The sequence below is a fragment of the Rhodococcus sp. ACS1 genome, from assembly GCF_002300155.1.
In the GTDB taxonomy this organism is placed as follows: Bacteria; Actinomycetota; Actinomycetes; order Mycobacteriales; family Mycobacteriaceae; genus Rhodococcus_F; species Rhodococcus_F koreensis.
Genome location: NZ_NSDZ01000002.1, coordinates 596,829 through 610,571, shown reverse-complemented (window position 1 = coordinate 610,571; position 13,743 = coordinate 596,829). Strand labels below are relative to the sequence as shown.

At 63.8% G+C, this 13,743-nt stretch carries 11 protein-coding genes; 8 read left to right on the top strand and 3 right to left on the bottom strand.

The window, feature by feature from the left end; all coding sequences use genetic code 11:
* Positions 1 to 31: 31 nt before the first annotated feature.
* From CJ179_RS10045 to CJ179_RS10030, 4 genes are all read left to right on the top strand, one after another.
* Positions 32 to 1,312 carry an O-antigen ligase gene (locus tag CJ179_RS10045; protein WP_095861329.1) on the top strand — a complete coding sequence of 427 codons (1,281 nt, stop codon included), beginning with the start codon at positions 32 to 34 and terminating at the stop codon, positions 1,310 to 1,312.
* Positions 1,284 to 1,784 (top strand): serine O-acetyltransferase, encoded by a 501-nt coding sequence (locus CJ179_RS10040; protein WP_179377550.1) that lies wholly within the window; start codon positions 1,284 to 1,286, stop codon positions 1,782 to 1,784. The genes CJ179_RS10045 and CJ179_RS10040 overlap by 29 nt, the downstream gene beginning before the upstream one ends.
* A gap of 73 nt (positions 1,785 to 1,857) precedes the next feature.
* A complete protein-coding gene (locus tag CJ179_RS10035; RefSeq protein WP_095861327.1) occupies positions 1,858 to 3,183 on the top strand; it encodes a UDP-glucose/GDP-mannose dehydrogenase family protein in 1,326 nt (441 codons plus the stop codon).
* Positions 3,184 to 3,362: 179 nt separating this feature from the next.
* Positions 3,363 to 3,809: a YdcF family protein gene (locus tag CJ179_RS10030; protein ID WP_306454237.1), complete on the top strand. Its 447-nt coding sequence runs from the start codon at positions 3,363 to 3,365 to the stop codon at positions 3,807 to 3,809.
* 37 nt (positions 3,810 to 3,846) lie between these two features.
* Here the strand turns inward: CJ179_RS10030 and CJ179_RS52650 are convergent, their stop codons facing one another.
* Entirely contained in the window at positions 3,847 to 4,056 is a 210-nt protein-coding gene (locus CJ179_RS52650; RefSeq protein WP_241031505.1) for a cold-shock protein, read from the bottom strand.
* 454 nt (positions 4,057 to 4,510) lie between these two features.
* Between CJ179_RS52650 and CJ179_RS10020 the strand changes: the two genes are divergently transcribed.
* The gene (locus tag CJ179_RS10020) at positions 4,511 to 5,827 is read left to right on the top strand and encodes an HNH endonuclease signature motif containing protein (protein WP_095861326.1); all 1,317 of its coding nucleotides are present in this window, start codon (positions 4,511 to 4,513) and stop codon (positions 5,825 to 5,827) included.
* A 566-nt stretch (positions 5,828 to 6,393) separates the two neighbouring features.
* On the opposite strand, the gene CJ179_RS10015 is transcribed toward CJ179_RS10020, so the two are convergent.
* On the bottom strand, positions 6,394 to 9,243 hold the full coding sequence (locus CJ179_RS10015; RefSeq protein ID WP_095861325.1) for a LuxR C-terminal-related transcriptional regulator: 2,850 nt from the start codon (positions 9,241 to 9,243) through the stop codon (positions 6,394 to 6,396).
* Positions 9,244 to 9,532: 289 nt separating this feature from the next.
* On the opposite strand from CJ179_RS10015, the gene CJ179_RS10010 reads away from it, so the two are divergent.
* From CJ179_RS10010 to CJ179_RS10000, 3 genes are all read left to right on the top strand, one after another.
* The gene (locus tag CJ179_RS10010) at positions 9,533 to 9,964 is read left to right on the top strand and encodes a hypothetical protein (protein ID WP_095861324.1); all 432 of its coding nucleotides are present in this window, start codon (positions 9,533 to 9,535) and stop codon (positions 9,962 to 9,964) included.
* Positions 9,965 to 10,151: 187 nt separating this feature from the next.
* Complete coding sequence (locus CJ179_RS10005; protein WP_095861323.1) at positions 10,152 to 11,405, top strand: S8 family serine peptidase; 1,254 nt, start codon at positions 10,152 to 10,154, stop codon at positions 11,403 to 11,405.
* Positions 11,402 to 11,635, top strand: a complete 234-nt coding sequence (locus CJ179_RS10000; RefSeq protein WP_095861322.1) for a hypothetical protein — start codon at positions 11,402 to 11,404, stop codon at positions 11,633 to 11,635. Before CJ179_RS10005 ends, CJ179_RS10000 begins: the two co-directional genes overlap by 4 nt.
* A gap of 16 nt (positions 11,636 to 11,651) precedes the next feature.
* On the opposite strand, the gene CJ179_RS09995 is transcribed toward CJ179_RS10000, so the two are convergent.
* Positions 11,652 to 13,544: a DUF4012 domain-containing protein gene (locus tag CJ179_RS09995; RefSeq protein ID WP_241031506.1), complete on the bottom strand. Its 1,893-nt coding sequence runs from the start codon at positions 13,542 to 13,544 to the stop codon at positions 11,652 to 11,654.
* Between the last annotated feature and the right edge of the window lie 199 nt (positions 13,545 to 13,743).

The window sequence follows — 13,743 nt, the reverse complement described above, 5'->3', positions numbered from 1 at the left end:
GGGAGCCACTCGACGGGCTGGAGGTCATGAGATGATCTATGCTGTCGCCGCATCCGCGTTAGTTGCTTTGGTTATATTGCCGGTATTCCCGAAGCGCTTATTGCTTATGCTGCTCGTCGCCGGCCGTTCATTGTGCGATATTGGTGTAGCCCAGTTTGACCGAGTTGATGAGCTTGCGATTGTAAGCGGTGGAATTGCTGTGGCTGCAATTATTGGTGCCGTTCTGTCTTTGTTGAGCGATTCTTCTTTTACCAGGGTCGCACTTCTTTGGTGTGTGTCGTGTTTCGTTGGGGTTTGGTCTGTTGTTGCCTTTCAGATTTACGGTATCCGTACGGGGTTGCTAGAAGAGACCATTCGTTTGGTTTCAATTATCGGCATCTTGGTCATTGCTCACTCGGTCGCGCGCAAACGTGCGTCTGATTTTGTACTCATTTCCTGGATGATGGCGCCAGCTGTGATCTACGCAATCTCCGGACTCGTCCTGGGGTTTCCAAATATGACGATCTACAGTGGGCGGCTGACGGCGAGTTTTAGTCATCCAAATGCTGCGGCGGCATTTTTTGGTGTTGGGTGCGTGGTGGGTGTTCTGCTAATTGTGATTGGGCCCTCGTTCTGGCGTAGCGTGTTCCTCATCGCAAACGCGTATGCTCTCCTACTTACCGGGAGTTTGGGAGGGATCGTTGCGGCAAGCATCGGTGCAATGGTTGTGATCGCGCTGACTCCGAATCGAAGTTCGGAGTTCCGAGCGGTTTGGTGTCTAGCAGTGCCACTTTGCTTGGTCGTTTCATTTCCCATTTTTGGCTTATCTGACCGCCTTTCCGAATTTGGTGGCGAGTCATCAAAGCTCGCACCTGATTCTTTTGAATGGAGACTGCAGAATTGGCGGCTATTGGTTGATATCTGGCGTGAGCGGCCTGTTTTTGGATATGGATGGGGGTCAACTAGTCTTTTTATCCAGCCTCTCGGCGGTCCTCCTCACAGCGCTTTTGTGCAGGTTCTTGTGGAGGCCGGCGTTGTTGGTGTTTTGCTTGCATGCGGTACGGTGGCTTATCTAGCAATTCGATCTATTAGGTCCGCTCGTCGTGGCAGCACGTTTGGCACGCTTACATTCGGTCTTGTTTCGTTTGCCCTGGTGAACGGTTTTGAGAGCAACCTCCTCGGTTATACCGCGGCGGGCTATTTGCTGGCGGCATTGTTCGGAATTTCTTTAGGGGCGGCGGATGCGCAAGTTAGCGCCGTCCAGATGAGTTCTGTTACCTCGGATGGAAAAAGGAATGGTATTCATGTCGAAAATTATTCTCGTTTTCTGTGATCGAAGCGTGAATCAGGGGCGCCCGCATATTCAGTTCCTTCTGGCTTGTTTCAGGTTGGCGCAAATTGGCCGGGCGTCGGTCAGCCCTGCTGCGCGATTCCTGGTTGGTGCGCCCGCTAGCGCTTTTTACCGGAGTATTGGTCTATTCCTCTTTGGAATCGATATTCCAGTTAGTACAAGGGTAGGTACGCGCTTGTCTATCCATCACGGTGTGGGTCTCGTGGTGCATAATCAGGCGAAGATTGGTTCCGACGTTACGCTCCGACAGGCGACGACGATCGGGTCAAAACGAGGCAGAGGTGCTCCAATCATTGCGGACGGCGTTGATATTGGACCAAATGTTTGCATCATTGGCGACATCGTGATCGGTCGTGGTTCCGTGATTGGGGCGGGCAGTGTCGTCGTGGCCGACGTCAGTGACGGCTGTGTTGTTGCAGGCAATCCCGCCCGGTTACTGCGCCGACCGGAGTAGTCATCGATGGGTGAATGTCGTCGTGGAGGCGCGGGCGTTCTTGTTTAGCGCCAAATAGATTGGGATAGGAATTATGGGCGTTCAAATTGCAGTGTTCGGGACCGGCTATCTCGGTGCTACCCATGCCGCATGCATGGCTGAACTGGGCCATGAAGTGCTCGGCGTCGATGTCGACGCGGCTAAGCTCGCCAAACTCGAAGCCGGCGAGGTGCCCTTCTACGAACCGGGCCTCGAAGAAGTCTTGCGGCGGAACCTCGCCGCGGGACGCCTGCGGTTCACGTCCTCCTACGAGGAGGCGGCCGAGTTTGCCGACATACATTTCCTCGGCGTCGGTACCCCCCAGAAGAAGGGGGAGTTCGCTGCCGATCTCAAGTTCGTTGATGCGGTTATCGAAACCCTCGCACCGCTTCTCACCGGGCCGGCGGTGATCTTCGGTAAGTCGACAGTCCCCGTGGGAACTGCCGAACGGTTGGGTGCGCGCGCTCGCGAACTCTCGCCCGCCGGAGATGCCGTGGAGGTGGCGTGGAATCCCGAGTTTCTGCGTGAAGGCTTCGCCGTCCAAGACACGTTGCACCCGGATCGACTCGTCCTCGGAGTCGATCGCAGTCGACCCGGCCGAGCTGAGGCAGTCGCACGCGAGGTGTACGCGCAGCTTCTGGACGAGGGCATCCCGTTCCTGGTGTCGGATCTCGCCACGGCTGAACTGGTGAAGGCCTCGGCGAATGCGTTTCTGGCTACGAAGATCTCGTTCATCAACGCGATCGCAGAAGTGTGTGAAGCATCCGGTGCCGACGTCACGGTGCTGGCCGACGCAATCGGCCACGACGCTCGCATCGGTCGGCGCTTCCTCAACGCCGGACTTGGCTTCGGCGGCGGCTGCCTACCGAAGGACATCAGGGCGTTCATGGCGCGGGCAGGCGAGTTGGGTGCAGACCAGGCCCTCACCTTCCTACGCGAAGTCGACAACATCAACATGCGTCGTCGAACCCGTATGGTCGAGCTCGCGCGCGAAGCATGCGGCTCCCTCTTGGGCGCAAGGGTTGCGGTGTTGGGAGCGGCATTTAAACCGGACTCCGACGATGTGCGTGATTCCCCGGCTCTGAACGTCGCCGGCCAGATCCAGCTTCAGGGTGCCGCGGTCAACGTGTACGACCCCAAAGCCATGGACAACTCACGGGCGCTGTTCCCCACACTCGGATACTCGGACACCGCGTTGGATGCGTGCGAAGGGGCCGACGTAGTCCTGGTACTGACCGAATGGCCTGAGTTCCAGAAACTTCAGCCCGCAGATCTGGACGCCGTGGTTCGCAAGAAGGTGCTCATCGACGGACGCAACTGCCTCGATCCGCAACAATGGCGCGATGCCGGTTGGACCTACAGAGGACTGGGCAGGCCGTAGCCGGTCGTCGAGCGCCTCGTAGGTGTCTCGTCCCACGGTCCGAGATGATGCCATCTACTCTGGGACCGGTGCGGCGACTGGCGATCCTTGCAGTGAGTGCTCTTGGGGCTGCGGCTGTAGGAGTAGCCGGCCTGGGAGGGATGGGCTACTTCCTCTACTCCAAGTCGCATGTCGATCCGATGAGACCTGTCGATGCCATCATCGTGCTCGGCGGGGATCGCGATGGTCGCGAGGAGTACGGCATCGAACTTGCGCGGGAGGGCTTCTCGACGAACATTGTGCTGTCGAATCCTTACTGGAAGGGCGACCGCAAGATGGCCGACTTTTGTGCCATCCAGGATCCGCGCTTCACCGTCACCTGCGTCCCGCCGCAACCGAGTACGACGCGAGGCGAGGCCCTGTTCACGCGGGACCTCGCCGCGCAGCACGGGTGGACCAGCGTCATGGTGATCAGCTGGCGATACCACCTACCGCGTGCGCGGTACATCTTCTCCCAGTGCTTCGAAGGCGAGATCGTCATGCGGCCGGTCCCGCGAGACTACGACTTCAGCCTCGCCCAATGGGAATACATCTACCTCTATCAGACGTTCGGGTTCGTGAAGGCGTTCTTCCAGAGGCGCAGCTGAATTGTGGCTCTCGGTTGCGAAGGGTGCGGCGGCTGATCTAGTCCACCTTCCGAACATCCAGTGCCCGGAAGTGGTAGCCGTCCTGCGTTCCGCCGATCGTCGATTCGGGCTCGAACGTGACCCGGTGTCCCGGGGTCAGAAAGCGAAACCCCGGGCCTGAAACATAGCTGAAGTGCGCCCACGCGCCACCGGGAGTGGCGTCGGAATCGATCACACCCCAGCCCTCTTCGTCGCTCCAGGTGCGCACGATTCCGGTAGTGCGGTCTGCGTGAATCCGCGGGGGCGCGGGAGGAAGATCCGCTTCGGTGATCTCCCTCGCCGTGCCGTCGGGAAAGGTGATCCACAATCGGGACGCGTAAGGGCTGTCCGGCGGTGGCGCGACGTACGGCTCGCTCCCCGCTGGCCACGCGCGAATCGTGGAGAAATTGCACCCGTCCATTGGGTTGTCGAGCGCGTTCCACTCGAACTCCACCCTGGGCCTCGCGAAGTGTGGGGAAGCCCTCGACCGCCACGCTGTGAAACAACGTCCAGCATCAACCCGACGTTTCGCCGGAATCCGATGATGCCTTACATCTCCTGGAGGCGCCGGCTGCGAACGACGCCGGGAGTTGTCATGCCGCCATTGTTGCTTGGCTCGCGTGCGAAAGAGCCAGTTTGCACTAGCCATTGACTCGAAAGTGTGTTCGAACTAGAATTCGAGCATGGGGATCGGGGAGGATATCCAGGGGGCGTTGTCGGACGAGATTCTGGCGACCGCGGTCGGTGATGCGTGGCGTCTGGCCGAGGCGGAGCTGCTCGACTCAGTGGTGCGGGTCTCGGAGGAGATCCAGCGACTCGAGGCGCTGCGCGTCAAGCTGGTCGGTGCCGTCGACCATCGCTGCCACGTCGATGTGTTGGGATTTCCGAACGCCAAGATGTGGCTGGCGTCCAAGACATTGCTCGAGGTCGGTGCAGCGGGGCGAATCGTGATGTTGGGCCGGGGATTGCGGTTCCAACCGGAGATCGCCGACGAGTTTTACGACACCAACATCTCGGCGGAGCATGCGGCGCTGATCATGAAGTTCTGCGAACGGCCACCCAAGGGCATGCCGGACGAGGCGATGGACGACTGCCGGAACGCGTTGCTCTTCGCCGCAACCGGTCCGACCGCAAACACCGATGCGGTGCGTGCGGTGATCGCCCGACTGGAGCGCGTCTTCGAATCGGATGACCCGCCGCCCAGTGAAGACACCGAACGCAACGAGTTCCACGCCTCCAAAACACTGAACGGACGCATCGCGGTGAAGGGCGACCTGGATGCGGTGACCGGTGAAATGCTGCTGTCGGCGCTGTCCGGCCTCTCCAAGCCACGACCTGCGCAAGACGGAACCAAAGACGACCGCACCCCCGGACAACGACGGGCCGACGGGTTCACCGAACTGCTGCGCCGCTACCTCGATTCCGGGATCGCCGGCGAAGAAGGTGGCGAACGGCCACACGTCTCCCTCCACGTCAACATCAAAGACCTCGCCGACCACACCGACTGCAGTGCGCGAGAACAGAACAGTGCGCCGGTGCCCGATGGGCAACTCTTCGCCGTCGACGGCGTGGCCTGGACCGAGTGGATGGGGCCACTGAGCATCAAAGCAGCCCGGCTCCTGACCTGCGATTCGATCTACACGCCGATCGTGCTCGACGAGAACGGATCGCCCCTCGACCTCGGCATCTCCACCCGGACAATCACCAAGAGACAGCGAAAAGCGTTGGTGGCGAGAGATCGAGGATGCGCATTCCCCGGATGCGGAGCGCCGCCATCGTGGTGCGAGGGCCATCACATCATCCACTGGTCCGCCGGGGGACCCTCCGACATGGGCAATCTGGTACTGCTCTGCGGATTTCATCACCGGCTCATGCACCACAGTGACTGGGAAATAGAAATGGGAGCCGACCGGCACCCCATATTCATCCCACCTCGGCAAGTCGACTGGGACCGGAAACCGATACCTGCACACAACAGGGCACGGCCCCGAGCATCCTGACCCGGGGCGCCCCACACATCGCCGACTCCGCAACAGGACGATTCCTGTTGCCGAGCCGGCATGTCGTCGTGCCCGGAGTGCGGGCAGTGTCAGCGAACCGTCGACCTCATCGATGCTGGCGACGACATCTGATCGCACCACGCCGACAAGCGCTACGACCGCAGCAGTGCGCTCGCTCGAACGCCGCTCGTCTCCGGCAGGCGTGAACGCGATTACTACCCGAGCACAGGCGTCCACGGCATTGGGCAGGGCGCCAACTCCCTCGAACTCCGCTGCCGATGCCCCATCACACCCGTCGCCCGACTGCCCTGCGTCGGCATGCCTGGCCGCATTCTCGGCAAAATGGCCGTCGCAGATGTCGGCCAATCGCCGAGACGACTGGCGGTAGTCGCGTCACCGAACTGGGTGGTAACTCGTGATGTGGCCGGTCCCGCGGGACCACCAGGGCAGCGTCGCCCGCTGGGAGCTCCTCTACGTCTCCCAAACCGTCGGGGGCATCAACGCATTCCTCCAGGTGCGATGCTGAGTTCTCGATACTCGAGATGACGGCAAAGCCGAAGGCGGCTCTACTCCACCTTTCGAACATCCAGTGCCCGGTAGTGGTAGCCGTCCTGCGTCCCGCCGGCCACCGTCTCTGGCTCGAATGTCACCTTGTGCCCGGGCGTCAGCGAACGAAAACCCGAACCCGTGAGGTTGCTGTGGTGCGTCCACGCGCCACCGGGAGTCGCATCGGAATCGATGACGCCCCAGCCCTCTTCGTCCCTCCAGGTGCGGACGATTCCGGTGGTTCGGTCGGCGTGGATCCGTGGCGGCCCCATCGACTCCGCCAACCCGTTGCGATCACCGACATCGAGTTTCATATACGCCCGGTAGATATGGCCCTCCACCGTCCGCACTGACACGAACAGCCGATCGGCAATCTGCTTATTCGACAACCCAGCCGCCGCCATCGAGGCCACCTCCCGCTCACGACTCGTGAGGGGGAGTGGATGTGCGGCCTCAACGAGTGCGGGGGACGACATGTGGTCGCATCGGGCCGTCAGCGCCTCGGCCGCATCAGCGCACTTGATCGAACGCCGTCTGTCTCCGGCATGTGTAAACGCGATCGCCGCCAGTGCATAAGCGTCTGCGGCATCCGGCAGGGCGCCGATCGTCTCGAACTCCGCTGCCGCCGATGCCACACCGCATCCGTCGCCAGTCGCGATCGCTGCCGCGTGTCGGGCAATGATGTCGACAAGTTGGCCATCGCAGATGTCGGCCAACTCGGCGAGACGCGTCGCGGTTGTCGTGTCACCGAACCGGGTGGCAAGGTGCAGCGCGACTGCCTCGATGCCGAATTGACCGGCTGTGCACGCGGACTCTGCAGCCGACCGCGACAGATCAACGGCCCGGGAGGTTTCCCCGCGTGCCGCGGCAAGCCACGCCTGCGACATCATGAGCTGGGGCCCGAACACGGCAACGTGCCGGCCGTTCCGGGCCTGCGCAGCGGTGATGATCCCGTCCGCCTCGTGGATGCGACCGAGTTCCGCATATGCCTGACCGAGGACGATGTAGGCGGGGAAACTCCACGAGATGGCGTCGGCCGTGTCGCCCACGTTGAGGGCGGCGATCGCCTGCTCGAGGCGACCCGCAGCGTCGTGGAACCGACCACGGGCAAGCTCCACCGTCCCGACCAGGATGTTCGCAAGCCCCCACGCAACGTATCGGCCGCTCGACGCCAACGAGAGGTACTCCTCGGCTCGGCGTTGTGCCGCGGCGAACTGTCCGGTGAGCGTCAACGCGAGGATCTCACCGTGTGCGGCCGGGAACCGCAGAAGCCCGTCGATCTGATCGGCCACCGCCGCGCTGCGTGCCGCCAGCTCGGGCACCCGGTCGCCGCGTCCCATCAAGGCCAGCGACAGTCCGCCACCGAAGAATGCCCACTCGACCGCCCACGGCAACACCCGATCGGCGGCCAGTATCGCCATCGCTGCTGCCGCCGCTTCCTCGGGCCGATTCTCGAACACCGCGCACACCGAGCCGATTCCCTCGATGATCGGCACGAGACTGGGGTGAGTCACCTTCGCGCGGAGCACCGCGAGGACCTCGTCGGCCTTCTCCGACTCGCCGCTCGCCCAGAACAGGTTCGCGATCCGCGACGTGCCCCAGCGCACCAGCTGCACCTGGTCGAGGCTGTCGGGCGAAAAGGAGCGCAGCAACGATTCCGCCTCGGTGGCGTGTCCCTGCCACAGCAGTGCTCGGGCCAGGAGGTCGGCCGCCTCGAAGCTGCCGGTCTGGTCGAGTGCCGCGCGGGCGAGCCGTTCCCCCAGAGGTACATTCGCCAATCCGATGGCATCCTCGGCGGCGTCGACCAGCAGGGCGGGCTCGACGGATCGATCGCTGTCGAGGGCCAACTCTGCCAGCCGAATCCGATTCGACGACCCGACCACGGCGCGACTGCTCAAAGCCTCCACGAGCTGTCCGCGGAGTCGCCGCCCCGCCGCGCGCCCCACCCGTCGCCGGATCACCTCACCGAATAGTGGATGCGTGTAGCGGACGTCGAGCCGGCGTCCGTCCTCGATGATCCTGACGAGGCCGCGTCGCTCGGCCTCCTCCACTGCGTCCTCGCCCGCCAGCTGACCGAGGATGTCCAGATCGAGCGGCTCGCAGAACGTGAGAAGCTGCAACGCCTGCAGCACGTCGTGGGGTATCTGATCGATCCGGTGCTCCAGCAGGGATGCGAGTTCGGACGTGATGGCGGCTCGTCCCCGTAACTGCCAGACGCCACCGGAGCGGCGCAGCGTCCCGGCTTCGAGGGCGCCCTCCACCAGGTGCCGGACGAACAACGCGTTCCCACCGGACGCCTCCCAGATCATGTCGGCGCTCAGCCCCTCGAGGGGGCCGTCGAGCACGGACTCGATCAGTTCGATGCTCTGATCCCGGCTGAACGGCGCCAGCTCGAGTCGCAGGAGGTGGCCGTCCTTCCACAACGACGTGATCGCGTCGGGGACGGTCTCACCGTTGCGAACGGTGGCGACGATGTGGACGGCCTTGTCGAGGGCGAGCTGGTGAAGGAACGTTGCCGACAGCTGATCGAGGAGATGAGCGTCGTCCACGCCGACCACCACGTCGTGACTGTGACCGTCGTCGAGGAGCGCCTGCCGCGCCGCGGACAGAAACGCGACCGGATCCCGGGAGGTGGACGTTCCGACCAGATGGGCGAACACACCCAGCGGAATGCTCCGGGCCGACTCGGTGCCCGCCACCCATTTCACCTCTTGAGGCAATGACTCGGTGGCGAACCGCGCGAGAGTGGTCTTGCCGACGCCGGGATCGCCCGTGAGGACGACACCGCATCCCCCGGACCGAGCCGTGAGCGACGCGGTGATCGCGTCGAACTCGACTTGCCGCTGAACGAGAGGCCACACCGGACCCATAGGTCTGATTCTAGATTCTCGCGCCCCCGGAAACAGCACCGCGACGAGGATCGAACGCGAGTTGGGAAGCAAAACAGTGCAATACAACCTCGGAGTCGCTTTTCGCCGCAATACTCCGGAAGCGTCGACGGGTTGAGTAGGCCGGCACGGGCGCCGGTTCGGTTTCGTTCTCGACCCGAGGCGTGTCCCGCGCGTTCGAGTAGGGCGCTACTCGCGAGACTAACTGACATTTCGGCCAAGCTGAATGCGTATCGCGGAAAGTTATTGCGTCGAACTACAGGAGAACGTCATGACCGCGCGGCCGGAGCCCTTCTTCAGTTGGACGGCGAGACGGGTCGAACTCCGCGAATCCGAGTCCACCGATCTGGTGCTGGACGAACTCGTGCCACTGGGAACCTGCACGGCCCGTCTGATCGCCGCCCGCGACGAGGACGACGATGTCGATTACCTCGCGCTGGTCGTCGGAGACGTCGCGGACGGCCGGGACGTCGCGGTTCGCGTCGTCGACGAGGAGATGCTCCTCATCGAGGGCGGCCGCTCCAGCGCGTCCCCGGAAATCCTGATCGGGCTGACGGCCACGCCGAACATCTGTGATTGCTCCAGCGCACGACACGTCGAGAGCCAATTGTGTGTCGACGGCCCCATCCGCACGATGATCGCATCGGTGGGAGTGCGGTCCGTCGTCGTCGACTGGTATCACCCCACCTCGACGGCGGCGTGAGCCGAACTACTCTGCCCGCCGGCTCGGTCCACCCAATAGTCGGGTAGAGCGCCACTCGTGGAATTCGGGACCAATCGATGGAGCGTTGAGGTGTTCGAACACTGAAGGCCCCCTCTGAACGCCGGTCGACGATCGAACCGACCCACAGCGCTCACCTGAATGACTCACCCCGATCAAGGACGACATCGTGATATCACACGGAAATTCATACGGCGACAACGACGGCGACAACACACTCGCCGCCCCCTCCGAACCCGAAGTCACGGGCAGCCACGTCGTCGTCTTCACCGAAGGCGGCAACCGAACGGACGCCGCACAGACACTCCGCGACGTTGCGGGGCTGTCCGACGTGGCACGCAGCACCGAATTCGAATCCAGCGCGCTGGACCTGTCGGAGACGCAGGACGCCGACGCCGTCGTGTTCGACGAACTGGGGATCGCGGTGGTCACCGCCGATCCCGACCAACTGGCGGCACTACGGGCGGCCGAGGCCGGCGACGGCCCGGTGCTCTCCATCGAACCCGAACTGATGCACTACGCCCTCTCCATCGGCACCGATCCTCGGGTGCAGGCCGAAGTGGCAAGCTTCACCGACACCGCGGACATCACGTGGGGACTGCATGCCACCAATGTCAGCGCGTCGGCGTGCGGGGGCTTCGGCGTCAAGGTCGCCGTCCTCGACACCGGCTTCGATCTGGCGCATCCGGATTTCGAGAACCGCGCCATCACCGCCCAGTCGTTCGTGCCGGGTGCCGCCGCGCAGGACGGTCACGGGCACGGCACTCACTGCGTCGGAACCGCGTGCGGCCCCAAGTCCCCGAGCGGCACCCGCCGATACGGAGTGGCCCACAAGGCAGACATCTTCGTCGGCAAGGTGTTGTCCGATCAGGGACGCGGAGCCGACCGGGGAATTCTCGCCGGAATCGAATGGGCGATCGTGAACGGCTGCCAGGTCATCTCGATGTCCCTCGGCGCGAACGTGGAGGCGGTGTCCGTTGCGTACGAGACGGTGGGCAGCCGGGCACTGGCATTGGGGTCGCTAATTGTCGCGGCCGCAGGCAACAACGCGAACCGCGCGGCAGGGAACATGGGGTTCGTGGGTCCACCCGCGAACAGCCCGTCGATCATGGCCGTCGCAGCGATCGACTCGGCGCTCGGACTGGCCAACTTCTCGGCCCGCAGCAACCCCGTCATCGGCGGTCAGATCGATGTGGCGGGTCCCGGGGTGGGCGTGTTCTCGACCGTCCCCGTGCCGACGCGGTACGGCACCAAGAGCGGGACCAGCATGGCCGCCCCACACGTCGCGGGCATCGCCGCGCTGTGGTGCGAGGCGACCGGACGCACGGGCCCCGACCTGTGGGCCGTCCTCACGCAACAGGCCCGCAGACTCCTGCTGCCGTCCCTCGATGTCGGGTCGGGGCTGATCCAGGCACCGGCATGATCGCGATCACCGTGACCGTCGACGCCGACCACCTCGACGACATCGAGGCGGTCGGCGCGGCGCTGCGGCTGCGCGGAATGCGTGTCGATCAGGTACTGCACACGATCGGAATCATTTCCGGCGCGGTGGGGGAGGACGAGCATGCCCTCCTCGAGTCCGTTCCCGGCGTGCAGTCCGTCGAGACGGAGAACGTCGTCCAGATACCGCCGCCCGACGCGAACCCGCAGTAGCGGCGGTACCTCACGATCAGCTGCCGCAGTTCGGCACGTTCACCGTGACGTTCGGCGAATCCACCAACGGCTGCACCGGGACCCGGGCCTCGCCCGGAGCGGAGGGCTCGGTGAGCTCGAATTTCACCTCGGCGGTCTTTCCCCGTTGAACCATCGCTCGCACGTTGAAGGCGGGGTGACCGAGTTCGGTGCCGGTGAAGACGAACTGCTGAGCGCCGTTGACCGTCACCTTGTCGAGGGTCGCGCCGCTGGTGGCGAGCAACGACAGGTCGACGGCGTTGGTGCCCTTCGGAACGTTACCGACCGTCTCGAACAACCCCGCAACATAGTCGGGGAATTCCCCCGCGGGGGTGTTGTTGGTCAGACGCACGGTGACGGTCGACGAACGGGTATCGTCGACGCAACTGTCTGCGACGTATTCGATCTCACGGGACAGGTAGTAGTCGAGCTTGTTTCCGCCCTGGTTGTTCACCACGACACCCGCGTACGGCGCCGCGTCGTCCGGAACGACGTTGCCTACCTTCGTGCCCGAAAGCACCTGCTGCAGAGCGGGGTCCGCACTCCACACCGCGATACGCCCCTCGCCGGCCGCCTTGCCCAGCGCGTCGAGCAGCGCCTGCGGGGACGACAGCTTGCCGGTCATCTTGTCGACCACCCGCGCGGCGACAGTCTGCAGGTACTGCTTACGGGCCTTGTTGTCGTCCGCGAATCGCACATACGCGGTCGATTCGGTGAGCTCCACGACGTTGTCCTTCGTGATCACCTCACCGTCCGGCATCGTGACCGGGCCGATGGCGCCGAGCACGTAGCTGAGCGCGACAGGATCGGTCGCGACGGCTCCGTCAACCTGTTCGCCGGATTCCTGCGCCCACAGCGATTTCCAGATCTGCGCGGCGTAGGGAAAGTGGGAACTGAGGTTGCTGTTCCGGAAGTCGGTGGTGGGTCGGCTGGGGCCGTACCGTGCCTCGAATTCGGGGCCGAGATCGAGGGGTTGCTTGTCCATCGACAGCTCCGCGTTCGAGGCGAGCGTGTCGACCTTCGCCGATCCGTCGTGGGCGCGAACGATGCCGAATCCGCCCAGCAGCCCACCTGTTCCACGAGCTTCGGCGTTCGTCTGGAATCCGAGGAAGTAGTTCCGCGGCCCGTCCCCGCCGAGCATCGCCGGCACCACCTTCGCGGCGATCGCGGTGTTGCTCAGCAGCTTCGACAGCTCGGCCGTCTGATCCTGCAACGCCGTGCGTGCCTCGTTCACCACGCCGAGGTAGGTGGCCTCGTCGATGGACTGCGCCTGATCCGACAGTGACTGCGCGGCAACGGATGTCCGATCCAGTACCGGAACGGCGTCACGCAACGACTGCACGTTGACGCGGCCACCGCCCTCGATCAGCTGATCGGGGGCCAGCGTGCTTCCGGCGTCCACGGCAGGACTCAAGACGTCGTGGGTGAGCCCCCGCACGACCTCGGAAATCTGCTGAGAAGTTGCTAGCGGGCTACCGAGAACCGGGACGGCGGCGGTGATGCTCCACGGAATCGAGTGCGTGTTGTCGTAGGCCCGCGACGCGTACTTGTCGGCGTCGGCCGCCGACCGCTGGGCAATCTCGGTGTCGCCGTCGAGCAGGGCGTCCTTGGCGATCTGCGCGTGACCACGCGCCTCCTCGAGGTTCGCCTTCGCCTCGCGGGCAGTGAAGCCCAGCCACGCGCCGAACGCGACGACAACCACCACGGCCACCGAGCCGCCGACGATCACGCGCCGCCGGAGCCTATGCGCCCGCACCCGAGGTTGGTGTGTCCGGCGTTTACGGACACGTCGAACCGGTGTTCCGTCCGCCGCCTGAGCCCGGCCGTCCGACCCGTGATTGTCCGGGCCTGACGTGCCGAAACCCGACGGGCCCGTGACGTTGTCGTCCATTACTGCATGGCTCCTGTCTGAGGGTGTGCAGAGATTATCGTGACGTACCGCTCACAGTCCCCCCTCGTGTGGAGGGGCGATGATTTGCCCAGTATTGTCTAGCCCACGTAACGAACCACGAGGCGCCCACGATGTAAGTCCCGTCGAGGCACTGCCTCATAACTTTCGAGGTACGGCTGAGTGGCGGGACATATGGGTG

What these genes read in the sequence shown, in the direction of transcription:
- CJ179_RS10045 (WP_095861329.1), top strand. Translation starts at nt 32, where the DNA reads ATGATCTATGCTGTCGCCGCATCCGCGTTAGTTGCTTTGGTTATATTG.
- CJ179_RS10040 (WP_179377550.1), top strand. Translation starts at nt 1,284, where the DNA reads ATGTCGAAAATTATTCTCGTTTTCTGTGATCGAAGCGTGAATCAGGGG.
- CJ179_RS10035 (WP_095861327.1), top strand. Translation starts at nt 1,858, where the DNA reads ATGGGCGTTCAAATTGCAGTGTTCGGGACCGGCTATCTCGGTGCTACC.
- CJ179_RS10030 (WP_306454237.1), top strand. Translation starts at nt 3,363, where the DNA reads ATGAGACCTGTCGATGCCATCATCGTGCTCGGCGGGGATCGCGATGGT.
- CJ179_RS10020 (WP_095861326.1), top strand. Translation starts at nt 4,511, where the DNA reads ATGGGGATCGGGGAGGATATCCAGGGGGCGTTGTCGGACGAGATTCTG.
- CJ179_RS10015 (WP_095861325.1), bottom strand. Translation starts at nt 9,243, where the DNA reads ATGGGTCCGGTGTGGCCTCTCGTTCAGCGGCAAGTCGAGTTCGACGCG.
- CJ179_RS10010 (WP_095861324.1), top strand. Translation starts at nt 9,533, where the DNA reads ATGACCGCGCGGCCGGAGCCCTTCTTCAGTTGGACGGCGAGACGGGTC.
- CJ179_RS10000 (WP_095861322.1), top strand. Translation starts at nt 11,402, where the DNA reads ATGATCGCGATCACCGTGACCGTCGACGCCGACCACCTCGACGACATC.
- CJ179_RS09995 (WP_241031506.1), bottom strand. Translation starts at nt 13,544, where the DNA reads ATGGACGACAACGTCACGGGCCCGTCGGGTTTCGGCACGTCAGGCCCG.